We start from the raw sequence: 25,373 nt of genomic DNA on the forward strand, positions 1-25,373 counted from the left end.
TAAAAGTTGTATATTTTTAATAAAAGGCACCTCTGACGGGGCACCTTTTATTTTCACTCTATTGTACACCATACTGAATATAACTCGGATCGTAGTATATCCATTGATTTGTCCCTAAGCAAAGCCATCCATCTTGCTTACTCCACACTCGATACGATTCACCCTGATGTAACTGTCTTATAACATTTCCATTTAATGATGGAGCATCACGCAAATTTACATTATCACCAGTAATAGTCGCCACATAATGTTTATACTGAATATAACTCGGATCATTATATACCCACTGATTTGTCCCTAAACAAAGCCATCCATCTTGTTCTCCCCAAACTTCATATGTTTCGCCACGATTCAATTGGCGAATTACACTAGACTGTAAAGATGGTCCACTTCTCAAATTCACATTATCTCCATTAATTATAGCAACCCCGTACACTGGAGTTGCATTATTAGGCGGGGAAACATTCCCTCCACCACTTGCTCCATTCCCTTTTAAAGCTTCTAATGAAACTGCAGCTGATACATCACAATTTCCTACGCCTGAAATTTGTCCAGAATCTGTGTACTGCCACGCTGTCCACGCTGTCCATCCACCAGCATCAGCAGGCGGTGTACTCGAGTATTTAGCAATCCAAAGCGGTATATCACTTAATCCGCTAATTCCGAACTCATTAATATACCAAACTCCTGTATATAACATTACATCTTTTCCAGTAGCCTGTTTCACATAATTTATGAAGCTTCTTGCCCAATTCGATATAGCGTTACCAGTTAAATTACTGTTGCTCGGATCTGTTGGTGATTCTAAATCCAGAACTGGCATTAAGTCTGTCTGGTTATTTTGTAATATACCCACAAAATATTTCGCCTCTGAAATTGCATCATTTTGTTCTGGGCGTGCAAAATGGTATGCACCAATTAATACATTCGCATTTCGTGCTGCTTGTACATTCTTAGTAAAAGTAGGATCAATGTAGTTTACACCTTCTGTCGCTTTTGCATACGCTGCTGGAACTCCAGATGCCTTCACTGCATTCCAATCAATATTCCCTTCCCAATGAGACACATCAATAAACGTAACATTTGAACTTGATCTGTTTTGCATATAAAATCTCCTATCAATTTTTTTACTTCGTATACATACAATATGTACAAGTTTCATAAGAGGACACAACATTTATGCTATAGAAACAAAGAGTAAACATATGTTGTATACAAAATAAAAAAGACCTTGTATTACAAGGCCTTTTGCAAACTCACTTTATTTTGTAGCAAGTACATATTATAATACAAACCTTGCTCACTTAGTAATTCTTGATGTGTTCCTCTTTCTACTATCTCTCCATCATGCATCACAAAAATTTGATCTGCATCTTGAATTGTAGATAACCTATGCGCAATGGCTATCGTCGTTCTACCTTTTCGCATTTGTTGCAACGCTGTTTGAATAGCCTCTTCTGTTTCTGTATCGATATTAGCTGTTGCTTCATCTAATACTAATACTTTCGGATTCGTTGCTATCGTTCTAGCAAAAGCAATTAATTGTCGTTGACCGCTTGAAAATGCTGCACCTCTTTCTACTACTTCTGTTTCATACTGTTTTGGTAACTTTTCAATAAACGTATTTGCTTGCACAAATCGAGCAGCTTCTTTTACTTCTTCATCCGTAATTTCTTCATTATACATACGAATATTTTGCTTTACATTTCCAGCAAATAAAAATGCATCTTGCAATACGAGTCCTATTTTCTTTCTAATTTCTCGTTCTTCAAATTTTTCTAAATCTACACCGTCTATTACAATATTTCCTGACTTAATATTATAAAATCGCATTAACAAATTCATAATCGTACTTTTTCCGCTACCAGTATGCCCAACAAAAGCAACCGTTTGCCCTTGTTTCACGTGAAATGATACATTTTTTAAAACGTCACGCTTTCCATCATATGAAAAAGTAACATTTTTAAATTCAATATCCCCATCCACAACTTGAGGATTCTCATTGCCTTTTTGAACCGGTGCTAAATCTTTCTCGTCCATTAAATGAAATACACGTGATGACGAAACAAGTGCCTGTTGGAAAAAGGACAATTTCATCATCATCTCATTTACAGGTTGGAAGAAACGATGTATATAGTTAACAAAAGCATATAAAACTCCTACTTCAACAGGGCTCTTTAAAGCATCAATCCCAAATAAACCTAGTACTAACGCAATAGCTACAATATGCACTAAATCCGTAGCTGGTCGTAAAAGTAATGCGTCTAACTTCAAAGTACGTCGCCCTGCACTATAATGTTTATTATTCACTTCTTCAAACTCTTTTCTCATACGTTTTTCTTGTCTGAACACTTGAACAATATTCATTCCTTGTATGGACTCGTTCAACTTTGCATTTAACACGCTTAGTTGATTACGTACTTCTAAATAAAAAGCTGCACTTTTCCGGCGATATAATACCATAATCGCAAACATTATCGGAATTAATACGAGAGAAAATAGCGCTAATTTTACATCTAATAAAAACATCGCTACTAAAATACCTACTAAAAAGACTACATTTTTCACAAATGTTGATAATACACTAACATAAAAATCTTTAATCGCTTCCGTATCATTTGTTATACGCGATACAAGTGTACCAATCGGCGTACGATCAAAGAAACTTAATGACAGCTTTTGAACATGTTCATATACTTCAACTCGCATATCTTGAACAATCTTAAAAGCAATGTTCTGAAAGTACAATAGATTTAAATACGTAAATAATACTTTTAATAAATGAGCAACTATGTAAATTACAAATAAAGTAACGAGCGCTGATCGTTCAAAATCCCGCGGTACTAGGTGTTCATCGAGGAATTGTTTAATTAAAAAAGGACCCATCATTTCCGTTACTGTCGCACCAACTAAAAAGATAAATGCTAAAGATAGCAACCCTTTATATGGCTTCATATAGGAAAGCAATCTACTTAAATCACTTCGCTTCTTCTCTACCATCATACGCCTCCTTTCTCGACTAAAGCTTCTAATTGCTGGCTTTCATACATTTCCTTATACCAGCCGTTTTCCTTCATTAATTCCTCATGTGTACCTCTTTGTACAATTCTACCTTCATCAACAACAAGAATTAGATTGGCATGCTGAATTGCACTTAATCGGTGTGCAGTAATAATCGTCGTTTTCCCTGCTCTTTCCCTCTTTAAGGCACTTAAAATCGTCTCTTCTGTTTTTGCATCTACTGCTGATAAACAATCATCCAAAATTAAAATTTCAGCATTTGTTAATAAAGCACGAGCAATAGAGATTCGCTGTTTTTGACCACCAGATAACGAAACACCTCTTTCCCCTACTACTGTTTCATATCCTTCTGAAAATTGGAGGATGTCATTATGAATACAAGCAATCTCTGCAGCTTGGGTAATTTCATTATATGTAGCATCCGCCTTTCCAAAGGCAATATTCTCACCAATACTTGCTGAGAATAAAAAATGATCTTGCGGCACGTATGAAATGGCAGAACGGACACCATGAAGTGTTATATCTCGAATATCTCGCTCCCCAATTTTTAATTCACCATTAAAATGATCATACTCACGGATTAAACATTTTAATAAAGTTGTTTTCCCTGCGCCTGTACGTCCTACAACTCCTAGCGTTTCGCCCTTCTTCAAATCAAAGTGAATATCGTTTAAATGTAACAATTCATTTTTCTTATACGAAAATGAATCAACGGCAAACGAAACATTACCGCTCGCTATTGTCTGTACAGCATTTTCGCTATTTACTACATCTGATTTTTGTGAAAGAATTTTTTCTACACGGTCATATGAAGCACGCCCACGCTCCATAATATTGAATAACCATCCAAACGCTAACATTGGCCAAACGAGGGTACCTAAATATGTCGTAAATGTAACGAGATCACCTACTGTTAATTCACCTCTTACAACTAATACCGATCCATAACATACTGCGATTAAAAAAGAAAATCCAACGATAAGAGAGATTGTCGGATCAAATAACGAATCAATACGTGCAACTAACACATTTTTATGTACAACATCTTCTGATTTTCTTCGAAACGCCTGCAAATCTTCTTTCTCTTGTCCAAGCGAGCGAATCACTTTCATTCCACTCATACTCTCTTGCACTTTATCATTGATTTCCGAAAACGATTGCTGTGCTTTATGAAACCTTTTATGTAATAAAGTTCCATAATAATTTGTCGAAATAGCTACAATCGGCATTGGAATTAAACTTAATAATGTTAACTTCCAGCTAATTGTAAAACCCATCGCTACGAGTACACATCCTCCGACAGCTAATGAGTCAACAAGCGTCAAAACACCTGCTCCAGCAGTTTGCTGGATCGCTTGAATATCATTGGTCGCATGTGCCATTAAATCACCTGTTCGATTTGACTGATAGAAAGATGGACTCATCTTTGTAAAATGTTCATATAAATTTTTTCGTAATTGGCGAGCTAATTTTAATGAAGACCCGAAAATCATAATACGCCATATGTAACGTAATATGTACATCGTAATGCCTACAATTACTAATAGTACAACCCATTTTAGTAACTTATCGGTCGTCAATGTTCCATCATTAATTTCATCTACAACGATTCCAATTACTTTTGGTGCTACAAGTTCTAAAAGTGCAACGCCAAACAATAAAATAATTCCAGTTATGTACGCTCGTTTTTCTTGTTTAAAAAACCACGCTAAATTCATAAACACTTTCATTTTTTTCCTCCTCCCTTAAAATGAGCGATGTTTTCAGTTTACCAAAAATACAGAATTTTTAAAAGTTTTAAAAACTATAACTAACAAAAAGAAAGACACTCTTAGCGAGTGTCTTTTAGCGCTTATTTCATTTGTTGCTTGTTCATTGCGCTCATCATTTGATTGATTTTCTTTTGGGAAGGTTTTTGTCCCATTTGCATCATCATCATTTTTAACATTTGTTCGTTAATTGGTGGATTTTTTTGTAAGTAATTCATCATATATTTGCGGGCAATGAAAAATCCTAACGCCACGCCTGCTACTAGTGCTACTACGCCCACTAGAATACCTAACCAAATTGGCATATATTTTCCTCCTTCATGTTGTCTACCTTACAGTGTACTAAAACCTTTTCAATAAGACAAGATACAATTCGACATTTTTTACACATATGTTCGTACTTGTTTTAGAGGATTCAGCCATCCGTACTTTGTATTTTCATAATCCATAGCTAAAAATGTTAATTCACACTTTCTTAACACCTCAAAGAATGTTGTTTCCATAGAGACATTTCCAGAGGTATTCATACGAATATAGTGCGGTTTCACCATTATTTCGCCGTACTCCGCTCCCGTATAAAGTGTATGTGTATGATGTGTTCTATCATATTTACCAAGAACGCGCAAAGCTTGTTCTAATTTATGATGAATTTTCATTACTTGCAATGGCATCGTTATATACATCATTTGCTTATATAACACTTTTTTCTCCGAAAGGGACCCAGATTCTGAAAATCGAGCAAATAAATCAAAAAACAAATATTCACGACCAAAATAAGCTTTCGCAATATCCTCTTGAATTAAATACAATTCATACGTTTTCATTTTTCCACTCCCAATCTGGACAACCTTTTCTCTTCATTATATATAAGAAAATTTGCAATGATTGTCTGACTGCGGAGAGATAAAAAACTTTTTCTGTCGAAAAAACTCATTTACATAGAAAAACCTCTCCATGCCGGAGAGATTTTTCTGAAATCATTAAAGCATTTCTTTTACTTTACGAACAACGTTCTCTACAGTAAATCCATACTCTTCCATAATCTTCTCACCAGGAGCAGAAGCACCGAATGTATCGATACCTAACACATCTCCTTCAAGACCTACGTAACGGTGCCATCCGAATGTAGCACCCATTTCGATTGCGAAACGTTTTGTTACTGCTTTTGGTAATACAGATTCTTTGTACTCTGCAGTTTGAGCTTCGAAGCGATCCATAGATGGCATGCTGACAACAGCTGCGTCAACGCCGTCTACTGCTAATGCTTTTTGAGCTTCAACAGCTAGGCTTACTTCAGATCCAGTTGCAAGTAAGATTACATCAGCCGTTTCTTTCTTGCTTGCAGAAACTACATATGCACCTTTTGCTACTTTTTCATACGTATCATCTTTTGCACCTTCTAATGTTGGAAGGTCTTGACGAGTTAATACTAAAGCAGTTGGTTTGTTTGTAGATTCTAAAGCAAGTCTCCAAGCTGCAACAGATTCGTTACCATCAGCAGGACGGATAACAGAAACGTTTGGCATTGCACGAAGCGCTGCTAATTGCTCGATTGGTTCATGTGTTGGACCATCTTCACCAACAGCGATACTGTCATGTGTGAATACATACGTTACTGGCAATTGCATTAATGCTGCAAGGCGAATTGCTGGACGTAAGTAATCAGAGAATACGAAGAACGTACCACCGTAAGTTTTTAAACCACCATGTAGTGCAATACCGTTCATTGCTGCACCCATTGCGAACTCACGTACACCGTACCAAATGTTTTTACCGCTGTAATCATCTCTTGTAAAGTCTTTTTCGTTATTCATGTATGTTTTGTTAGAACCAGCAAGGTCAGCAGATCCACCGAAGAATGATGGTACAGACTCTGCAATTGCATTAATTACAGCACCAGAAGAATTACGAGTTGCTGCTTTTGATCCTAATTCATAAGTTGGTAGGTTTTGCTCCCAACCTTCTGGAAGTTGACCGTTCATTGCTGCTTGGAATTCGTTTGCTAATTCTGGGTATGCTTGTGCATATTCACCTAGCATCGTGTTCCACTCAGCTTGCGCAGTTTCACCAACATCTTGTACTGTTTTACGGAAGTTGTCATATACTTCTTCTGCTACGTGGAAGTCTTGCTCAGCAGTCCAAGCATATGCTTCTTTCGTTAATTTCGTTTCTTCTACACCAAGTGGAGAACCATGTGAAGCTGATTTTCCTGATTTGTTTGGAGAACCGAAACCAATTGTCGTTCTTACTTCAATTAGCGTTGGGCGTTTTTCGTCAGCTTTCGCTTCTTCAATTGCTTTCGCGATTGCTTCAATATCGTTTCCATCCTCAACACGGATTACTTGCCATCCGTATGCTTTGTAACGATCTTCTACACTTTCAGAGAATGAACGATTTAAATCGCCATCTAATGAAATATCGTTTGAATCATAAAGCACAACAAGACGACCTAATTGTAAATGAGCAGCTAATGAAGATGCTTCAGCAGAAACGCCCTCCATTAAATCTCCATCACCACAAATAGCGTATGTATAATGATCTACTACACTATACGCATCACGGTTATATTTAGCAGCTAAATGTCTTTCAGCCATTGCCATACCTACAGCAGTTGCAATACCTTGTCCAAGTGGACCAGTCGTTGCATCTACACCAGCTGTATGACCGTACTCAGGATGTCCTGGAGTTTTGCTTCCCCATTGACGGAAGTTCTTTAAGTCATCCATTGTTACATCATAACCAGATAGGTGAAGTAGGCTGTATAATAACATTGAACCATGACCTGCAGATAATACGAAACGATCACGGTTAAACCACGTTGGGTTATTTGGATTGTGTTTCATAAATTGAGTCCATAATGTATAAGCCATTGGTGCTGCACCCATTGGCATTCCTGGGTGACCAGAGTTTGCTTTTTCAATCGCATCGATGGATAATGTGCGAATCGTGTTGATAGAAAGTTGTTCGATTGAATGTGACATGCTATTCTTCCCTTCGCTTATATTAGTAAACGTTTTATACATTTATATGATAGCTTCCCACGCAAGATTATACAACATGTATCGACAAATATGTTGATATTTTTTTGGTTTTTTATAAAAAAATCAATGTTCCCGGGAATGTATGGGCATTCAATATGACATACTTTTTCATTATTTTTATTTTAAAAACAAAGGGAATTATCTGTATATTTATACAAATTTCTTCTATACTTACTTTTTTTAATACGTTTTTAAAAACACAAAAAGCATCTAACTTCGATGCTTTTCAAATAAGTTAAACAATCCGTTTCCGAATCGAGCTTGAAATCAAATCAATTATAATTACCATTAAAATAATACCTAATAAAATAATACCAACACGAGACCAATTCCGTGAACTCAGCGCAAAAATTAAAGGTGTACCAATCCCTCCTGCTCCGATAACCCCTAAAATCGCAGCGGATCGTACATTAATTTCAAATCTGTATAACGTATACGATAGAAAATCTGGTAACACTTGTGGTAACACCGCATACCAAAGTATTTGAAAACGGTTTGCTCCTGTTGCTAGTAACGCTTCCGTCGGTCCTTTATCTATGTTTTCAATTCCTTCTGAATATAGTTTTCCTAACATTCCAATAGAATGTAATCCTAAGGCTAATACTCCTGCAAAAGAGCCTGGACCAACAGCTTTTATAAATAAAAGAGCCATAACTAATTCAGGAAACGTACGAACAAAACTAAGCACAAATTTCCCAGATCCTGAAGTTAATTTTCCAATACTCATATTCGTTGCCGCCCAAAAGGCAAACGGAACAGATAAAAATGCAGAAATAAATGTACCTAATATCGTAATTGCCAACGTATCAATTAATCCATGTAATAAATCTTCACCATCTGGCAAAGATACATACGACCAGTCTGGATTTAATATCCCTGTCATAATTGCTTTCGTGATTTCACCTGCTGTGTCCTTTATCCCTTCTAATGGTACTCCTGAAAAGGCCCATACATATACAACTGTAAGTGCTATTAAAATAATCCAGCGATATATACTCGGTTTCTTCGGTTTTGGCACAATCATCGTCGTTCTATTCATTATAGTTTCTCCCGTAACAATGTACTAATGTAGTCAATTAACAAAACAACAATAAGGGTATAAATAATTATAGAAGCAGTTTGTTTATATTGTAAAAATCCAAGTGTACGATCATAATATAGTCCAATACCACCTGCTCCTACTAAACCTAAAACAGCTGCTGCACGTACGTTCACCTCAAATGTATAAAGAACATAGGAGACAAAATGTGCTTTCACTTGCGGAATTACCCCATAAACAATCCATTGCACCTTATTAGCTCCTACCGCTGTCATCGCCTCTAACGGACCTGGATCAATTGATTCAATTGACTCATACAACAATTTCGCTACAAGTCCAATTGAAAAAAAAGTAAGAGCCAAAATACCTGGAAGTGGCCCAATTCCAAAAATCGCTACGAAAATTGTCGCTAATAATAAATCTGGTATCGTTCGTATCAAATTTAAAATCATTCGAGCTAGACTGTATAAAAATGTGTTAGTAAACACATTACTTGCTGCAAACAGTGCAAGTGGAATAGCTAAAATCGCTCCTAAGGTCGTCCCAATAATCGCCATACGTATTGTATCTAACATCGCTGTTGTAATAACTTGAAAATAACTCCAATCAGGTGGCACCATCTCTTTCAATAGATCTACCATATTGGGAAAACCGTCTACCAGTTTTGAAAATGATGCATCTACTTGTACACTACTACTCCACAGCATTAAAATAACTAAAATAAACGTTAACATATGTTTCAACTTACTCGGCGGCTTCGGTATCGATTTCGAATATATCGTTACGTCACTCATTTAACTGCCACCTCTAACAATTCATTTTTCTGTGCTACATCTCCATAAATTTCAGCAAATTTTTCATCTGTCGCCTCTTCTACTGAACCATCAAAAACAATTTCTCCTGCATGTAATCCAATAATACGTGTCGCATATTGCCTAGCTAAATCAATAGAATGCAAATTCACAATTGTTGTAATTCCAAAATCTTCATTGATTTTTTTCAAATCATTTAATACTTGCTTTGTCGTAAGTGGATCTAACGATGCAACAGGCTCATCTGCCAATATGATTTTTGCTTCTTGTGCCAATGCTCTAGCTATTGATACACGTTGCTGTTGTCCTCCTGATAATTCATCAGCACGTGCATATGCTTTTTCTAAAATATTCACTCTTTTTAACGCTTGAAATGCGAGCTCCACATCTTCTTTCGGAAACAAACCTAACGTTGTACGTAATGTGGAATGATATCCAACACGACCAGCTAATACATTTTTTAATACTGTTGATCGCTTTACAAGGTTAAAACTTTGGAAGATCATACCGATATCCCGGCGCATACGCCTTAATCCTTTTCCTTTCGCAGCAGTAATAGACTCACCTTCAATAATGATTTCTCCTTCGGTAATCTCATGAAGACGATTTACGGATCTGAGAAGTGTAGATTTTCCAGCTCCAGACAGCCCTACCATTACAACAAACTCACCTTTTTGAATTTTCAAGTTTATATTATTCAATCCTTTTGTACCGTTTGGATACACTTTGGAGACATTTCGAAACTCTATCACACATCTTACCTACCTTCTATGTATTCAAAACGGCAAACTAACTGAAAACATCCCCTTTCAGCTAGCTGCCATTTCCATATGTATTATTGCGTTTTTACTTTCTTCCCATATTCACGAACGATATCAAATTTACTATCATCAGATTTAACATATCCTTCATGTGAATATACTTCTTTAATGATTTTACGGCCTTCCTCATTCTTTCCAATTTCAATGAAAGCATCTTGTAATTTCTTGCTCCACTCTGCATCTAAATCAGATCGTACAGAAATTGTATCGTTCGGAATTTTCTCAGTAAATTTCACTATTTTCGTTTGATCAAATATATTCGGATAATCTTTTTTTACAATATTACGAGCATCTTGGAATACAACAGCCGCATCTACGTCACCATTTAAAAGAGCAATAAGCGACTGATCGTGACCTTTTAATGTAACAGGTTTCACATCTTTTAACGGATCAATTCCCTCTTTTAATAGAACAGCTGCAGGCCACACATATCCCGCTGATGACGTTACATCTTGATAGCCAATTTTTTTACCTTTTAAATCTTTTACACTATTAATATTTGAATCTTTCTTAACAACAAACTCAGATTTATAATAATCTACTAAATCTTTTGTAGGGGCTCCTGTTTCATCCTCTACTCCAAAACGTTGTGCTTGTAAAATTACATTTGCAGCCTTCTTTTCATGTGCTAATACGTACGCTGTCGGCGGTAAAAATCCTACATCTACTTGTTTAGATGCCATCGCTTCTACAATTGTATTGTAGTTCGTTGAAATACTAACTTTTACTGGAATATTTAACTTATCACTTAATAGCTTCTCAAGCGGTTTTGCCTTCGCCTCTAACGTATCTGCATTTTGAGAAGGAACAAATTGAACATTTAAAGTCTTCGGTACATACCCTTTTTTCGTATCTTCATTTTTACTTGCGCTTGATTCCTTCGTTCCACAGCCACTTAATAATCCCGCTGCTAGTACAACTGTTGTGCTCATTGCAAAAACTTTTTTCAACATATTAATGCCTCCATTTTTCATTGTTATAAAATAACCTTTCATAAACATGAAGAAATATATCACATATTTTTACAAATAATTGATTATTTACAGAATCTTTACACATTCTATACACTCACATTAAAATTCTCTTCACATATTTGATATGATGAATTGGAAGATAACAATAGAAAAGGTGAGTCATATTGGAACAAAATCAAACTGTAACTTTAAACATCTTATTAACAAGCGATATACATGGCACTGTTTATCCTATTCACTACCAAGATAACTCCCCAGCAGAACTTGGTTTAGCTAAAATTTCTACTCTTATAAAAAAAGAACGTTCCCAAAATACAAACGTTCTTTTAATTGATAATGGCGACTTTATTCAAGGAACACCATTTACTTATCATTATGTTACATACGAAAAAAACAAAAAAAACCCAATGTCCTTATTAGCGAATTACTTACAGTATGACGCTGCAATTATCGGCAATCATGAATTTAATTACGGGATGGATATATTAAATAATGCTGTGACTACTGCGAACTTCCCGTACCTATCAGCAAACATTTTAGATAAAAACATAAAGAAACCTTATTTCGGAAAACCTTATATAATCAAACAGATTGAATCCAATATAAAAATTGCTATTTTAGGGGTAACAACACATTACATACCAAATTGGGAACAGTCCCATCACATTAAAGATTTACTATTTGAAGATGCATTAAAGACTACAAAAGAATGGGTTTCTTATATTCGCGAACATGAGAAACCAGATTTACTAGTCGTAGCGTATCACGGGGGAGTTGAACGAGATTTACAAACCGGGGTACCGACTGAAGTGTTAACAGGAGAAAACCAAGGATATGCAATGTGCCATGAAATTGAAGGCATAGATATCTTATTAACAGGCCACCAACACCGGGAAATTTCTCACACAATGGCTAACGGTGTAACAATTTTACAGACCGGATGCAATGGACACTCAGTTGGAAAAGTAAAAGTAACATTCGAAAAAACGAAACATAAATGGGTGAAAAAAGAGAGTTCTTCTGAATTATTATCTGTACAAGGATTTGAGGCGGACCAAGATGTACTTTCATTGGTAGCCGATTACGAAAAGAAAACACAAAAGTGGCTTGATCAACCTATTGGAATCATTCAAGGGGACATGCAAATTTCAGATGCTATGCAAACTCGTTTGCATGATCATCCTTTTATAGAATTCATAAATAAAATACAGATGAATATAGCTAATGTATCAATTTCTTGTACAAGTTTGTTCCATAATACATCTCCAGGTTTCCCGGAACATGTAACAATGCGTGATATCGTTTCTAATTATATTTATCCAAACACATTAAAAGTAATTAAAATAACTGGAGCAGATATAAAAAATGCTCTTGAACTCTCTGCTTCTTATTTCACATTAAAAACAGATGGATCAATCACCGTAAGTCCTACCTACATAGAACCAAAGCCACAACATTATAATTATGATATGTGGGAAGGGATTTCATACGTATTAAACATTTCAAAACCAATTGGTGAAAGAGTAGAATCTTTACAGCATAACAGTGCTCCTCTTAATATGAATGAAGAATATGACGTTGTAATGAATAATTATCGTGCAAGTGGCGGGGGAAATTTCTTTATGTTTCAAAACAAACCAGTAGTAAAAGATATACCCACAGATATGTCTGAACTTATCGCTAATTATATATTGGAACATAAAACGATAGAAGCAACAGTTAATAACAACTGGAAAGTTATTAAATAACGATTTTTACAAATAAAAAAGATGGGCTTCGCCCATCTTTTAATTTAATTTTGCATTATCTTGCTTTTTTAAAGCTTTTAATTTCGTCGGTGTAACATCTGTACCTTCTTCGTTAACAACTTTAATACCTTTAAGTTCGTTTAACATATTTTGACGAAATCCTTTTAAATATTGTTCACGTAGCGATTGACGCTCACGTTGCTCTTCTTCAGTTAAACCTTCAGCTTTTGCTTTTTTCGCTAAGAAGTTAATGCGTTCAACGAGTTCGTGATTAATCATCTCGAATCCCCCTTCTAATCAAAACTGATTATTATCATACAATAGTTACTCTTCTTTATCAAGCAATTGCTTCGTATACTCTACATATCTACGATGTACAGTCGCCTTTGAAACATTATGACCAAATCCACGTAATGTTGCTGCAATTTCTTCAAACGTGAGTTCACTTTTTCGCAAACGTACAATTTCCTCAATTGGCACTTCTTTTTTCTCTCTTCCTACACTTAAATGACGATTTTTTAAATTTTTTTCTGGACGATAACCTTTTTCTACTGCACGTTGCATACCTCGTTTAATTTTCATATTATGAATCTTTCTTTGATATTCTTCAACAATACCAATAATATCTAATACCATCGAATCAGAATCCGACAATTGTAATTCACCGTTATGTGTATGCGTATATACTTTTATGCCTTCTTTATGTAAACAATGCATTAACGCGATCTTCGCATTTCCTCTACCAAGACGCGTTTCATCTTGTATAAGTAACACATCAATTTGTTCGTCTCGAATTGTATCCAACACCTCTAATATACCGTCACGTTCAATTGTATATCCACTAGCCTGCTCTTCAATTACCTTAGTAACATTCATTTGATAGCGCTCAGCTAAATGCAATAATTCATCTTTTTGACGTAATAATGATGTTTCTTGCGCTTCTTTCGTTGTACTCACACGTGCATAAATAATTGCATTCATTTTGAACCCCTCTTTCTCCCTATTATTTCCCTATAGTGTAACATAAATCCGCCATTTGTTCGAACTTATGTTTGTAGAATGTTTTTTCACATGTTATACTTATTAATAAGAAAAATGAAAGAAAACGAGGTGTTAGAAAACATGGAAAAGTTAACGAAACGCCAGCAAGACATTCTCGACTTTATTAAGCTAAAAGTACAAGAAAAAGGATATCCACCTTCCGTACGTGAAATTGGTCAAGCAGTCGGCCTCGCTTCTAGTTCTACAGTGCACGGACATTTATCACGATTAGAAGAAAAAGGATACATTCGACGCGATCCAACAAAACCACGTGCCATTGAAATTTTAGGTGAAGACCGAATGGATACGGAAACACAATCTGTTATTCAAGTTCCAATTGTCGGAAAAGTTACTGCTGGTTTACCAATTACAGCGGTCGAAAGCGTAGAGGAACATTTCCCACTTCCAGCTAGTATTGTTGCTGGAGCAGACCAAGTGTTCATGTTACGTATTTCTGGAGATAGTATGATTGAAGCTGGTATTTTCGATGGAGATTTAGTTGTTGTTCGCCAACAACAGTCTGCATATAATGGTGAAATTGTAGTCGCTTTAACAGAAGATAATGAAGCAACTGTTAAACGTTTCTATAAAGAAAAAGACCATTTCCGTTTACAACCAGAAAATTCTTCATTAGAACCTATCATTTTAAAACAAGTGTCAGTTATCGGGAAAGTAATTGGCGTATATCGTGATTTACATTAAAAAATAATAAAAAGAAGATAATTACCTTATTTATATACGGTAATTATCTTCTTTTTTGTATTTTGATAGATTTCCATGCATTCTATTTCTTATTAACGAGTTTTAATCGTCACATCTCCAGCAGCCGTTTTACCACTAATCTTTTTACTACCATTTCCAATTGTTACGTTTTTATTTTCTTCATTAAAAATCGTTACATCTCCGGCAGCACTTTGCCCAGTAATTACCGCATCTTGTGGTTTTTCCGATAAAGTAATATCTATATCTCCCGCAGTTGAACTTGCTTCTAGATTATACTTAGAATCATGATCTTGAATATTTATTTCCCCACTTGTTGTTTTTGCGGTCACTTTCCCTAATACCTTCTTAAAATTCACCTCACCAGCTTTTGTCGATCCCTCCACATTCTTAGCCGTTATTTGTTTCAACTCTACTTCTCCAGCAAGTGTTCTAACACTTACGCTATCACTTTTCACATCACTCATTTCGATTTGTCCAGCAGATGAATTTACTTTTACATCTTGGTAAGAGCGTTCGGGCACAAGGAGAGTCAATTTAGACGTTTGAAACCTAAAATCGTAAAAAGAAAAATCAAATGAAGCACCTTTTTCTCTTTCCCCAATAACTTTTAATGTGTCACCATCTTCTGCGATACGAATCTCTTGTTTACGTACATCTCCTGATTGCTTGATATAAAAAGAAGAGTCAGGAGATTTTTGGACAATAATATCCCCGGCATCTAACTTAACTTCTATATTTTTTAATGTTTCGTTTTTAATTACATTTTCTTTATCGCCTTTTTTAGCAGTTTGTACTGCTTTTTCATATGTTTGGGAAATTCCTATTACTCCAATAATGATACAAGCAATAGCGATTAAAAATAGTTTTTTCATCATTTACTCTCCTTTTATCATTTTGAAGTTCCATATTACATATCGTACACACAATCTCTTAAACCACTTTGTACTATAAAAAGCGATAATACATAACAATAAACCTACTCCAACAAACGTTATACTAACGAAAAGATCCAACCATATAAAAGTACCCATAAATACTTTTCCAATAACGAAAAATGGTGTTACTACACTAGCAATACCACCGATCCAAAAAGAAAATATAAAAGCAATAATTGCGACTAACGGTCCTAACACAATAATAAAATTAAACAAACTAAGTCCAATCGCTGCCATAACAGCTCTTGTCACATTTGAAGTCGATGGATTTTTTTTCATTTCATCGAAGCGATACATCGCAAGTAATTCTTTCGCTATTACTTTCGGAGAACCAAGGCCTTGTATTATTTCTGATTCAGTTTTCCCCTCTTCTAGTCCAAACTGAAAGTGCTCTTCATAATCCAATAAAATATCTTGCCTCTCTTCCTCTGGTAACTTTCTAAGATAACTTGATAATTCTTTAAGAAACCCTTCTTTACTCATCCCATTCCACCCCTTCAATAATTTCTTGTACCCCTTTCGCAAAATCACACCATTCTGTTACTAACAAATGAAATTGCGTCTCCCCTTGCTCTGTTAATTGATAATATTTACGAGGTGGCCCTTCCGTAGATTCCTTTAAATACGTTTGAAAATACCCTTCTTTCGTCAAACGACGTAATAAAGGGTATACTGACCCTTCCGATATTAAAAATTTATTAGAAATTTGCTGAACAAGTTCATAACCGTAACTATCTTTACGTTTTACAAGTGCTAATACACAAAGTTCAAGCACACCTTTTTTAAACTGAACGTTCAAGTGCCATCCTCCTTTCCTATCTTAGTACTGTTCAATGCACAGTACCTATCTTATCCATAATATACCATTTGGTATTGTTTATTGCAAGGTACTAAGCTATATTTATTGCCTAAATTTAGAAAATAAACTGACGAATCCCTGAATAAGACTGTTTTATAACTAAGTATCATTACGTTAATACCATTGAGTAATGATTCGATTCACAAGCCACAAACTTACAACCTTGCAGATGAGGACGTAAAAATCATTGGTCGCGTCGTACAGGCAGTAAAAAATTATTAAGTTATAGCACAAGTAATTAAAAAAAAGAGAAGATCGATTCTATCGAAAAAATTTTCTTAGTAAAATGATTCAAGGAAATCAAAAACAATCCAATAACTTCACTTAAAAAAACCTAAAAAAAGCCCTGATACCGTAGTATCAAGGCTTCTCTCTCTTAGTATAGAGACATATATTGATCGCGTTCCCATTGGTGAACTTGTGTTCTAAATATATCCCACTCAATCTCTTTCGCTTCGATGAAGTGCTCAAGTAAGTGTTCTCCTAGTGCACCGCATACTACTTCATTAGATTGTAATGTAACTAATGCTTGCGCTAATGTTGCTGGTAAGTCAACGATACCTGCTTCTTCGCGCTCTTCTTTTGTCATTACATAGATGTTACGATCTACTGCTGCTGGTGGAGTTAATTTGTTTTTAATTCCATCAAGACCTGCAGCTAATAATGTAGCCATTACTAAATATGGGTTTGCAGCTGGGTCAACACTACGTACTTCTACGCGTGTACTAATACCACGAGATGCAGGGATACGTACTAACGGACTACGGTTTTGTGCAGACCATGCTACGTAACAAGGCGCTTCATATCCAGGCACTAGACGTTTGTATGAGTTTACAGTTGGGTTTGCTATCGCTGTAAATGCTGGTGCATGTTTTAAAATACCTGCGATGAAGTGACGAGCATCATCACTTAATTGTAAGTCACCGTTTGCATCAAAGAATACGTTCTCACCATTTTTAAATAATGATAAGTTACAGTGCATACCTGAACCGTTCACACCGTATAGTGGTTTTGGCATAAACGTTGCGTGTAAACCATGTTTACGAGCAATTGTTTTTACAACAAGTTTGAATGTTTGAATGTCATCACATGAGCGAATTGCATTTGCATATTTAAAGTCAATTTCGTGCTGCCCTGGAGCAACCTCATGGTGAGATGCTTCAATTTCAAATCCCATTTCTTCAAGTTCAAGAACGATATCACGACGACAGTTTTCCCCTAGATCCATCGGCGCAAGGTCGAAGTATCCACCGTTATCGTTTAGTTCTAATGTTGGATTTCCTTTTTCATCAACCTTAAATAGGAAGAATTCTGGCTCTGGTCCAAGATTGAAGTCTGAAAATCCTAAAGCTTCCATTTCTTTTAACACACGTTTTAAGTTGTTACGTGGGTCTCCATCAAATGGAGTGCCATCTGCATTGTAAATATCACAGATTAGTCGAGCTACTTTACCTTTTTCAGCTGTCCAAGGGAAAATTACCCAAGTGTCTAAATCAGGATATAAATACATATCAGATTCTTCAATACGTACGAAACCTTCAATCGAAGATCCATCAAACATCATTTTGTTATCAAGAGCTTTCGTTAATTGTCTCACTGGAATCTCTACGTTTTTAATTACCCCTAAAAGGTCCGTAAATTGTAAACGGATATACTTTACATTCTCTTCTTTCGCCAAACGGAAAATATCTTCTTTTGTGTATCTAGACATTATAAATTCCTCCTTAGTCCCTCTAATCGCCTTCAGAATCAGTTATCTTTAGTGAAAAAATCTTGAAATGTCACCTTGTCGCAATGAAGTTCGATTGAATCTACCTGTATGTTGTAGTTCATCTCGAAGTATTTTGCGAAGCTCAGTTTTTGAAATTTCTTTCGTTTCTTCTTTTACTTTCACTGCTTCTGTTTGATTTTCTTTCATTAGTAACACTTGTTTAATACCAGCCATATTCAAGCCTTGATCTAACAAATCTTTAATTTCTAACAACTTATCTACATCGTTAAATGAAAATAATCTACGATTCCCCTTTGTACGGGTTGGAGAAACAAGATTATGCTCTTCATAGTAGCGAATTTGACGTGCAGACAATTGTGTTAAATCCATAACAATACTAATAGGAAACAGCGGGGCAGAACGTCTATCTTCTTTCATTTTTCAGTTCCTCCTTCGCCTTAACTGCTTCTCATTTTATACTATGTTATGTTTAGTGTCAATAGATGTTAGCTTTTCTTACATGATTTTTTATAATTTTTTTTATGAATTTTTTCATTCTTTTTTCTAATCGCATAAATCATTACTTTTATACGAAAAAAGCTGCCGAAATCGACAGCTTCCCCTTAAGAAATTGTTAATAATTCTTTTTCAATTAATGCATCAATTGCAGAACAAATCGCAATCTTCACATGTGAATAAGTTAACCCACCTTGGACGTAAGCAACATAAGGCGGACGAATTGGACCATCAGCAGACAATTCAATACTTGCACCTTGAATAAATGTTCCCGCAGCCATAATTACATCATCTTCATAGCCTGGCATATAGTTTGCATACGGAGTAAAATGCGAATTAATTGGAGATGCATATTGAATCGCTTGGCAGAAGGCAATCATACGGTCTTTATCATCAAATTGAACAGATTGAATTAAGTCTGTTCTTGGTGCATTCCACGCTGGTGACGTGTTCATTCCTAACTTTTCTAAAAACGCAGCTGTAAAAATTGCACCTTTCAGCGCTTGTCCTGCAACATGTGGCGCTAAGAAGAACCCTTGATACATTTCTTGCAGACTGTATAAAGACGCTCCAGCTTCCGCGCCAATTCCCGGAGATGTTAAACGATATGCACACGCTTCAACATACTGTTCTTTCCCGACAATATAACCACCAGTTTTAACAATTCCGCCGCCCGGGTTTTTAATAAGCGAACCCGCCATTAAATCTGCACCAACATGACATGGCTCTTGCTCTTCAATAAACTCGCCATAACAGTTATCTACAAACACAACAACATCAGGTTTAATTTCTTTAACAAACGCGATCATCTCTTTAATTTGAGAAATAGTAAACGATGGACGAGTAGCATAACCTTTCGAGCGCTGAATACCGATCATTTTCGTATTATTATGAATCGCTGCTGCAACAGCCTCAAAATCAACAAGCCCAGCTTCAGTTAGCGGAACTGCATTGTAACCGATATTATATTCTTTAAATGAACCTACACCTTTCCCACGTACACCAACAATTTCCTCTAACGTATCATACGGTTTCCCAGTGATATACAATAACTCATCTCCCGGGCGTAAAATACCAAATAACGCTGTAGAGATAGCGTGAGTACCTGAAATAATTTGCGGACGAACAAGTCCAGCTTCCGCCCCAAATACATCAGCATACACTTTTTCTAACGTATCACGGCCAATATCATCATAACCATAACCTGTTGTCGGGATAAAATGCGAGTCACTAATTTTATGTTTACGAAAACTTTCTAATACACGAAACTGATTGCTTTCAATTACTTCATCCGCACGTTTATGTACTTCTGTAATCTGACTCTCTACTTCTTTTACGATTGGAGCAATTTTTTCTCCATTTTTCAAACGATCAAACATTTTTATTTTCTCCTTCTTCCACTAAAAATCTCTTTAATTGCACATTAAGCGATGAATGAGTAAAAATATACCCTGCACAATCATATACAAATTTATCTTCTAGAAACTCCATCTTTGCTAATAGAGTTTCCGTCTTTAAAAGCGTTAACAACTTACCTTCACTCGGAGGGATTTCCACTCGATAACGATCCATTTCTTTCTTCATCTTCGTTTCTATCGCTTCTTTTATACGCAATAAATCACTTTCTTCAAAAGCACTAGTCATTAAGAAATCACTTTTCGGAAACGGAATAAAGTTTTGATGTAATTCATCTTTTTTATTATATAACGTAATAACAGGAATATGGTTAATTTCAAGTTCTGATAATAATCTTTTTACTGTTTTTTCATGCCCTATGTAGTTAGGATCCGCGGAATCAACTACATGTAAAATGACATCTGCTTCCCCCGCTTCTTCCAGTGTTGAACGAAAAGCAGCGATTAATGAAGTAGGTAAATCTTGTATAAAACCAACAGTATCAGTTAGTAATACTGTATAACCAGAAGGTAACGGCATCTTCCTTGTCGTTGGGTCTAATGTTGCAAACAGAAGGTTTTCTTCAAACGTATCAGCTTCCGTTAATCTATTAAACAGTGTCGATTTCCCTGCATTTGTATACCCTATTAATGACACTTGAAATACTTTATTATCTTTTCTTCTCTCACGATATCTTTTTCGATGTTCCACAACAACTGCAAGTTGTTTCTTTATTTCATCAATACGCGATCGAATATGACGACGATCCGTCTCAAGTTTCGTCTCACCCGGTCCTCTCGTTCCAATACCACCACCAAGACGTGATAAGGACAACCCTTGCCCCATAAGACGTGGCATTGTATATTGCAACTGAGCTAATTCTACTTGAAGCTTACCTTCCCTCGACTTCGCACGTTGCGCAAAAATATCTAGTATTAGTTGCGTTCGATCAATTACTCTCGCATCTAATACTGAGGATAAATTCCGAATTTGACTCGGCGTTAATTCATTATTAAATATAATAACATCCGGCTCTAATTCTTCAGTTAGCATTGTAAGCTCTTCTAATTTCCCTTTACCTATGTAAGTTACCGGATGAAACTTTGGTCGTTTTTGCGTTGTTGAAACTAACACTTCCGCTCTCGCAGTCTTAGCTAGTGATGCAAGCTCTTTCATGGAATGCATAAATTTTTCATCATCATCTTGCGGCAATTGACAGCCTACTAATATGACTTTTTCTTTTTCTTCCATCAAATATGTTCACTCATCCTTTTCGAAATTTAAACCTTCTAATATAATAGCAGAGGAAGCACATTTCATCTAGTTAGCGGGGGAGAAAATTCATGGCATGGGAGATTTTTAGCATCATAGGCACAATCGCTTTCGCACTAAGCGGAGCCATTGTTGCAATGGAAGAGGATTATGATATTTTCGGGGTGTATATTTTAGGAATGGCAACCGCATTTGGGGGAGGTGCCCTTCGTAATTTATTAATCGGTTATCCGATTGTCGCGTTTTGGCAACAAGACATGTTATTCCAAATCGCACTTTTATCAATGACTATTATTTTTCTTTTTCCAAATAAGTTAATTAGACATTGGAAAAAGTGGGAAAATATCACTGACGCTATCGGCTTATCGGCATTTGCTGTACAAGGAGCATTATATGCCCAAAAATTAAATTTACCAATTAGCGCCACAATTGTAGCAGCTGTTTTAACTGGTATCGGCGGCGGTATCATTCGCGATCTTTTAGCCCGCAGAAAACCTCTCGTTCTTCGAGCTGAAGTATATGCCTTTTGGACAATTTTAGCAGGTTTCTTAATTGGAGCTCAAATTATTGTTAGCGATTGGGCTCTTTACATTCTATTCATTTTAATTGTTTGCTTCCGCATGGTTTCTATTCATTACAAATGGCATTTACCGCACAGACGTATCGAAACGAAAGAACGTTCAATGCATAAATAGCAATCTAACCTCTTTACATATCGTAAAGAGGTTTTTCTTTTCTAACGATTTTTTCTTTATATAATGTTTATACTAATTTTTAAAGTGAGGTGAATACAAATGACAAACCACGTTAATAAAGGAGCTCAAAAAAGCTCAGTAAATCAATTTGGACACGATCCTAATTCAGCACACGAAAAGAGCGCTAAAATGGAACACTTCCATAAAACACACCAAGAAAAAGCAAAAAAAGAGTAAACGAACTTATACACAAAAATTGACGCACAGTTTATGTACTGTGCGTCTCCTCTTCGAGCATCAAATCCACACTCGATATTCCAATTAAATCATTTTTATCATACGCATCTTCTTGCAACAACCGCATCGCCTGTGTACGAATTGATTTTTCAACAATATTCCGTACATATCGCCCATTACTAAACGATGTAATTTGCGACGAATACTTCACCGCATGTAAATGATCCCTAAATTTCCATTCAGCTTCTTTTGATAACTGATATTCACGATCTTCATACATTCTCTTCCCAATTTCCAATAGCTGATTTACCGAGTAATCCGCAAACTCAATAATAAATGGAAAACGAGATTGAAGCCCTGGATTTAATGAAAGAAAGTGATTCATCTCTCTTGAATATCCAGCTAAAATCAATACAAAACCATGTTGTTTATCTTCCATATGTTTTACAAGCGTATCAATTGCTTCTTTTCCAAAGTCCTTCTCTCCTCCTCGAGCTAAAGAATACGCCTCATCAATAAACAAAATACCTCCCATTGCTTTTTTTATTAAATCTCTTGTTTTTTGGGCTGTATGGCCGATGTACTCTCCTACAAGATCAGCACGTTCAGCTTCAACCAAGTGGCCTTTCGATAGAATATTCATCTCAAACAGCAATTTTCCTATCATTCTAGCAACAGTTGTCTTCCCTGTACCTGGATTCCCTTTAAACAGCATATGAAGTACTTGCTTCTCTGACTTCAATCCCTTTTCTTGTCTTTTTTTATTCACATAAATCCAAGCATATATTTCTTTTATTATCTTTTTTATATCCTCCATCCCAACAAGCTTCCCCATCTCTTCTTCAATTCTCTGCAGCATTTCATGTTTAATTGCAGTTTCATTTGAAATTACCGTTTTATTTTCTGCGGCTGGCAAAGAAATTTTCTTTCGATGGTTTAACACAATATTAATTTGATTGTTGTTTTTCTTTCGCATCGATTGTTCCATACAATCACCTCATTTTATCCACTCACCAAATATTATTATTCCTGTCCCCCTTGTAAATGCCTATTTTCAGAAAAGTTTGCTATAATATAAGAAATAATTAAGGTGGTGGGACTATGGAGACAACGGAATTCCATGATACAATACAAGCCTTTTCTATTTTTTTATTGAATAAAGGCCGAAAACCCTCAACTATTAAACGTTATGTTTATGACATTGAGGACTTCGGACATTGGTTAGAAAAAAACAAAAAGCTCCCTTCCAGTAATATATGGGCTACACTTTGTACAAAAGACTACGAAGATTACTTTTCCGATTTAAAAACGAATCGACATTACTCAGAAAAAACGATGCATCGTGTATTTATTGTACTAAATAGAATGCATCATTTTCTAAACATTCCTAATCCATTGAAGAATATGGAAATATCTATTCAACCAGACCGTACACTTCGTAACGAAGATTTCATTTCACCTGATGAAGAAAAAAGGTTAAAGTATATAGTCACTTCATTAGAAGGACTTTCAGAAAAACAACTTCCTGTGCGCCCCTTATTAATGGATCGCAATATTGCTATTTTAAATCTATTGATTGACTACGGTTTATCCTTACAGGAACTTACAGCATTAACAATGCATCACGTTCACTTTGAAACTAATACATTATCAATCCCAGCAACCGCAGGTGTAGAAAGAACAATTACATTAGCAAAAGAAGACAAAAAACAACTATATAATTATTACAAAAGCATCCCAGAACCAGTTCGTCCTAAATACCATAGTGATGATCCATTATTTGTCGCATTCGATTTTAACCGTGGAACATACAGGTGGGTATATGAAAATGATGCACCAAAGGCATTAACGGAAATTGCTATACAAAAAATGATTCGCCTCGAAGTGGCTAGAGCCAATTTACGTAAAGGAATTTCAGGACAACATTTTCGTAACACCTATATTTTAAACTTAATAAAAAAAGAAACTCCTGAATCAGAAATTATAAAACTCGCTGGATTCAAATCAAAAATTTCCTTAAAGCGATATTATCAATACGCAGAAAATAGAAAAAACGCCTTATTGTAAGGCGTTTTTTCTATTTTTTCTTTAAACAAACGATTTTACTATGACCATTTAACTAATTTCTGCATCTACTATGATGAGTTTCGTTCACATTTTCGTGAGAAAGGAGAGATTTAATGTCTCGTTATAACGACAATCAAAACAAATTCTCCAAACCATGCTTTCCAAGTAGCGCCGGACGAATCCCGAATACTCCATCAATCCCAATTACTAAAGCTCAACTTAGAACATTTCGTGCGATTATTATTGATTTAACAAAAATAATCCCAAAACTTTTCGCAAATCCATCTCCCCAAAATATTGAAGACCTAATCGATACATTGAACCTACTGAGTAAATTTATTTGTTCACTAGACGCTACTTCCTCCCTGAAAGCACAAGGGTTAGCTATTATTAAAAACTTAATAACTATATTAAGAAATCCAACCTTTGTAGCAAGCGCTGTATTTATTGAGCTTCAAAATCTCATTAACTATTTACTATACATTACAAAATTATTCCGAATTGACCCTTGCACACTTCAAGAGCTCCTTAAATTAATAGCAGCATTACAAACTGCTCTAGTTAATTCTGCTTCGTTCATTCAAGGACCTACCGGACCTACTGGACCAGCAGGCGCTACTGGTGCCACTGGGCCTCGAGGTAACACGGGCGCTACTGGCGCTACCGGTGCCACTGGGCCTCGAGGTAACACGGGCGC

General features: G+C 35.8%; 26 protein-coding genes and 1 pseudogene. 7 read left to right on the forward strand and 20 right to left on the reverse strand.

Annotation, left to right across the window (positions count from 1 at the left end; all coding sequences use genetic code 11):
- Positions 1-58: 58 nt before the first annotated feature.
- The 10 genes from ES895_RS18455 to ES895_RS18505 form a co-directional block, all read right to left on the reverse strand.
- Positions 59-1,105 (reverse strand): GH25 family lysozyme, encoded by a 1,047-nt coding sequence (locus ES895_RS18455; RefSeq protein WP_001181406.1) that lies wholly within the window; start codon positions 1,103-1,105, stop codon positions 59-61.
- 131 nt (positions 1,106-1,236) lie between these two features.
- Complete coding sequence (locus ES895_RS18460) at positions 1,237-3,000, reverse strand: ABC transporter ATP-binding protein (RefSeq protein ID WP_000229522.1); 1,764 nt, start codon at positions 2,998-3,000, stop codon at positions 1,237-1,239.
- Positions 3,000-4,751, reverse strand: a complete 1,752-nt coding sequence (locus tag ES895_RS18465) for an ABC transporter ATP-binding protein (RefSeq protein WP_000862459.1) — start codon at positions 4,749-4,751, stop codon at positions 3,000-3,002. Before ES895_RS18465 ends, ES895_RS18460 begins: the two co-directional genes overlap by 1 nt.
- A gap of 122 nt (positions 4,752-4,873) precedes the next feature.
- Entirely contained in the window at positions 4,874-5,095 is a 222-nt protein-coding gene (locus tag ES895_RS18470; RefSeq protein WP_001123317.1) for a YneF family protein, read from the reverse strand.
- Between the two features lie 78 nt (positions 5,096-5,173).
- Entirely contained in the window at positions 5,174-5,614 is a 441-nt protein-coding gene (gene sirA, locus ES895_RS18475) for a sporulation inhibitor of replication protein SirA (protein ID WP_000860645.1), read from the reverse strand.
- A 156-nt stretch (positions 5,615-5,770) separates the two neighbouring features.
- Positions 5,771-7,771, reverse strand: a complete 2,001-nt coding sequence (gene tkt, locus ES895_RS18480) for a transketolase (RefSeq protein ID WP_000019782.1) — start codon at positions 7,769-7,771, stop codon at positions 5,771-5,773.
- 295 nt (positions 7,772-8,066) lie between these two features.
- Positions 8,067-8,870: a phosphonate ABC transporter, permease protein PhnE gene (gene phnE, locus ES895_RS18490; RefSeq protein WP_098348357.1), complete on the reverse strand. Its 804-nt coding sequence runs from the start codon at positions 8,868-8,870 to the stop codon at positions 8,067-8,069.
- On the reverse strand, positions 8,870-9,664 hold the full coding sequence (gene phnE, locus ES895_RS18495; protein ID WP_088065844.1) for a phosphonate ABC transporter, permease protein PhnE: 795 nt from the start codon (positions 9,662-9,664) through the stop codon (positions 8,870-8,872). The genes phnE (ES895_RS18490) and phnE (ES895_RS18495) overlap by 1 nt, the downstream gene beginning before the upstream one ends.
- Positions 9,661-10,434 carry a phosphonate ABC transporter ATP-binding protein gene (gene phnC / locus ES895_RS18500; protein WP_000569247.1) on the reverse strand — a complete coding sequence of 258 codons (774 nt, stop codon included), beginning with the start codon at positions 10,432-10,434 and terminating at the stop codon, positions 9,661-9,663. The genes phnE (ES895_RS18495) and phnC overlap by 4 nt, the downstream gene beginning before the upstream one ends.
- A gap of 83 nt (positions 10,435-10,517) precedes the next feature.
- Complete coding sequence (locus ES895_RS18505) at positions 10,518-11,456, reverse strand: phosphate/phosphite/phosphonate ABC transporter substrate-binding protein (protein ID WP_000915064.1); 939 nt, start codon at positions 11,454-11,456, stop codon at positions 10,518-10,520.
- Positions 11,457-11,641: 185 nt separating this feature from the next.
- Between ES895_RS18505 and ES895_RS18510 the strand changes: the two genes are divergently transcribed.
- Positions 11,642-13,225: a bifunctional metallophosphatase/5'-nucleotidase gene (locus tag ES895_RS18510; RefSeq protein WP_000437447.1), complete on the forward strand. Its 1,584-nt coding sequence runs from the start codon at positions 11,642-11,644 to the stop codon at positions 13,223-13,225.
- Between the two features lie 39 nt (positions 13,226-13,264).
- Here ES895_RS18510 and ES895_RS18515 read toward each other — a convergent pair whose 3' ends face one another.
- Together ES895_RS18515 and ES895_RS18520 are read right to left on the reverse strand one after the other, a co-directional pair.
- A complete protein-coding gene (locus tag ES895_RS18515; protein WP_000607015.1) occupies positions 13,265-13,504 on the reverse strand; it encodes a DUF896 domain-containing protein in 240 nt (79 codons plus the stop codon).
- A gap of 45 nt (positions 13,505-13,549) precedes the next feature.
- Entirely contained in the window at positions 13,550-14,206 is a 657-nt protein-coding gene (locus ES895_RS18520) for a YneB family resolvase-like protein (protein ID WP_000991472.1), read from the reverse strand.
- 141 nt (positions 14,207-14,347) lie between these two features.
- On the opposite strand from ES895_RS18520, the gene lexA reads away from it, so the two are divergent.
- The gene (gene lexA, locus ES895_RS18525; protein WP_000413738.1) at positions 14,348-14,968 is read left to right on the forward strand and encodes a transcriptional repressor LexA; all 621 of its coding nucleotides are present in this window, start codon (positions 14,348-14,350) and stop codon (positions 14,966-14,968) included.
- Positions 14,969-15,060: 92 nt separating this feature from the next.
- Here lexA and ES895_RS18530 read toward each other — a convergent pair whose 3' ends face one another.
- Genes ES895_RS18530 through ES895_RS18540 form a run of 3 tightly spaced genes read right to left on the reverse strand, consistent with a single transcriptional unit; the run spans position 15,061 to position 16,723 of the window.
- On the reverse strand, positions 15,061-15,864 hold the full coding sequence (locus tag ES895_RS18530; RefSeq protein WP_000976240.1) for a DUF4097 family beta strand repeat-containing protein: 804 nt from the start codon (positions 15,862-15,864) through the stop codon (positions 15,061-15,063).
- Complete coding sequence (locus ES895_RS18535) at positions 15,865-16,407, reverse strand: DUF1700 domain-containing protein (protein ID WP_000031383.1); 543 nt, start codon at positions 16,405-16,407, stop codon at positions 15,865-15,867.
- Complete coding sequence (locus ES895_RS18540; protein WP_001102627.1) at positions 16,400-16,723, reverse strand: PadR family transcriptional regulator; 324 nt, start codon at positions 16,721-16,723, stop codon at positions 16,400-16,402. The genes ES895_RS18535 and ES895_RS18540 overlap by 8 nt, the downstream gene beginning before the upstream one ends.
- 162 nt (positions 16,724-16,885) lie before the next feature.
- Between ES895_RS18540 and ES895_RS18545 the strand changes: the two are divergent.
- Positions 16,886-17,005: pseudogene (locus ES895_RS18545) on the forward strand (LexA family protein); the annotation flags it as partial.
- A gap of 154 nt (positions 17,006-17,159) precedes the next feature.
- On the opposite strand, the gene glnA reads toward ES895_RS18545, so the two are convergent.
- From glnA to hflX, 4 genes are all read right to left on the reverse strand, one after another.
- Positions 17,160-18,494, reverse strand: a complete 1,335-nt coding sequence (gene glnA / locus ES895_RS18550; protein WP_000092763.1) for a type I glutamate--ammonia ligase — start codon at positions 18,492-18,494, stop codon at positions 17,160-17,162.
- A 48-nt stretch (positions 18,495-18,542) separates the two neighbouring features.
- Complete coding sequence (gene glnR, locus ES895_RS18555) at positions 18,543-18,932, reverse strand: transcriptional repressor GlnR (RefSeq protein ID WP_001978453.1); 390 nt, start codon at positions 18,930-18,932, stop codon at positions 18,543-18,545.
- A 185-nt stretch (positions 18,933-19,117) separates the two neighbouring features.
- Positions 19,118-20,389 carry a methionine gamma-lyase family protein gene (locus tag ES895_RS18560; RefSeq protein ID WP_000460289.1) on the reverse strand — a complete coding sequence of 424 codons (1,272 nt, stop codon included), beginning with the start codon at positions 20,387-20,389 and terminating at the stop codon, positions 19,118-19,120.
- Positions 20,382-21,656, reverse strand: coding sequence for a GTPase HflX (gene hflX / locus ES895_RS18565; RefSeq protein ID WP_135238551.1), 1,275 nt, complete (start codon positions 21,654-21,656; stop codon positions 20,382-20,384). Before hflX ends, ES895_RS18560 begins: the two co-directional genes overlap by 8 nt.
- 92 nt (positions 21,657-21,748) lie before the next feature.
- Between hflX and ES895_RS18570 the strand changes: the two genes are divergently transcribed.
- Together ES895_RS18570 and ES895_RS29335 are read left to right on the forward strand one after the other, a co-directional pair.
- Entirely contained in the window at positions 21,749-22,372 is a 624-nt protein-coding gene (locus tag ES895_RS18570) for a trimeric intracellular cation channel family protein (protein ID WP_000312267.1), read from the forward strand.
- 99 nt (positions 22,373-22,471) lie between these two features.
- Positions 22,472-22,609, forward strand: coding sequence for a hypothetical protein (locus tag ES895_RS29335; protein ID WP_000181501.1), 138 nt, complete (start codon positions 22,472-22,474; stop codon positions 22,607-22,609).
- Between the two features lie 31 nt (positions 22,610-22,640).
- On the opposite strand, the gene spoVK is transcribed toward ES895_RS29335, so the two are convergent.
- Complete coding sequence (gene spoVK, locus ES895_RS18575) at positions 22,641-23,597, reverse strand: stage V sporulation protein K (protein WP_000438176.1); 957 nt, start codon at positions 23,595-23,597, stop codon at positions 22,641-22,643.
- 113 nt (positions 23,598-23,710) lie between these two features.
- On the opposite strand from spoVK, the gene ES895_RS18580 reads away from it, so the two are divergent.
- Together ES895_RS18580 and ES895_RS18585 are read left to right on the forward strand one after the other, a co-directional pair.
- The gene (locus ES895_RS18580; RefSeq protein ID WP_000450319.1) at positions 23,711-24,676 is read left to right on the forward strand and encodes a tyrosine-type recombinase/integrase; all 966 of its coding nucleotides are present in this window, start codon (positions 23,711-23,713) and stop codon (positions 24,674-24,676) included.
- A gap of 113 nt (positions 24,677-24,789) precedes the next feature.
- On the forward strand, positions 24,790-25,373 hold a 584-nt coding region (locus ES895_RS18585), incomplete at its 3' end, for a collagen-like protein (RefSeq protein ID WP_135238550.1).

It is taken from the genome of Bacillus sp. 007/AIA-02/001 (assembly GCF_004634455.1).
GTDB lineage: Bacteria > Bacillota > Bacilli > Bacillales > Bacillaceae_G > Bacillus_A > Bacillus_A cereus.

Coding starts and splice junctions, on each gene's coding strand:
- ES895_RS18455 (WP_001181406.1), bottom strand. CDS start 1,105: ATGCAAAACAGATCAAGTTCAAATGTTACGTTTATTGATGTGTCTCAT.
- ES895_RS18460 (WP_000229522.1), bottom strand. CDS start 3,000: ATGGTAGAGAAGAAGCGAAGTGATTTAAGTAGATTGCTTTCCTATATG.
- ES895_RS18465 (WP_000862459.1), bottom strand. CDS start 4,751: ATGAAAGTGTTTATGAATTTAGCGTGGTTTTTTAAACAAGAAAAACGA.
- ES895_RS18470 (WP_001123317.1), bottom strand. CDS start 5,095: ATGCCAATTTGGTTAGGTATTCTAGTGGGCGTAGTAGCACTAGTAGCA.
- sirA (WP_000860645.1), bottom strand. CDS start 5,614: ATGAAAACGTATGAATTGTATTTAATTCAAGAGGATATTGCGAAAGCT.
- tkt (WP_000019782.1), bottom strand. CDS start 7,771: ATGTCACATTCAATCGAACAACTTTCTATCAACACGATTCGCACATTA.
- phnE (WP_098348357.1), bottom strand. CDS start 8,870: ATGAATAGAACGACGATGATTGTGCCAAAACCGAAGAAACCGAGTATA.
- phnE (WP_088065844.1), bottom strand. CDS start 9,664: ATGAGTGACGTAACGATATATTCGAAATCGATACCGAAGCCGCCGAGT.
- ES895_RS18505 (WP_000915064.1), bottom strand. CDS start 11,456: ATGTTGAAAAAAGTTTTTGCAATGAGCACAACAGTTGTACTAGCAGCG.
- ES895_RS18515 (WP_000607015.1), bottom strand. CDS start 13,504: ATGATTAATCACGAACTCGTTGAACGCATTAACTTCTTAGCGAAAAAA.
- ES895_RS18520 (WP_000991472.1), bottom strand. CDS start 14,206: ATGAATGCAATTATTTATGCACGTGTGAGTACAACGAAAGAAGCGCAA.
- lexA (WP_000413738.1), top strand. CDS start 14,348: ATGGAAAAGTTAACGAAACGCCAGCAAGACATTCTCGACTTTATTAAG.
- ES895_RS18530 (WP_000976240.1), bottom strand. CDS start 15,864: ATGATGAAAAAACTATTTTTAATCGCTATTGCTTGTATCATTATTGGA.
- ES895_RS18535 (WP_000031383.1), bottom strand. CDS start 16,407: ATGAGTAAAGAAGGGTTTCTTAAAGAATTATCAAGTTATCTTAGAAAG.
- glnA (WP_000092763.1), bottom strand. CDS start 18,494: ATGTCTAGATACACAAAAGAAGATATTTTCCGTTTGGCGAAAGAAGAG.
- glnR (WP_001978453.1), bottom strand. CDS start 18,932: ATGAAAGAAGATAGACGTTCTGCCCCGCTGTTTCCTATTAGTATTGTT.
- ES895_RS18560 (WP_000460289.1), bottom strand. CDS start 20,389: ATGTTTGATCGTTTGAAAAATGGAGAAAAAATTGCTCCAATCGTAAAA.
- hflX (WP_135238551.1), bottom strand. CDS start 21,656: ATGGAAGAAAAAGAAAAAGTCATATTAGTAGGCTGTCAATTGCCGCAA.
- ES895_RS18570 (WP_000312267.1), top strand. CDS start 21,749: ATGGCATGGGAGATTTTTAGCATCATAGGCACAATCGCTTTCGCACTA.
- ES895_RS29335 (WP_000181501.1), top strand. CDS start 22,472: ATGACAAACCACGTTAATAAAGGAGCTCAAAAAAGCTCAGTAAATCAA.
- spoVK (WP_000438176.1), bottom strand. CDS start 23,597: ATGGAACAATCGATGCGAAAGAAAAACAACAATCAAATTAATATTGTG.
- ES895_RS18580 (WP_000450319.1), top strand. CDS start 23,711: ATGGAGACAACGGAATTCCATGATACAATACAAGCCTTTTCTATTTTT.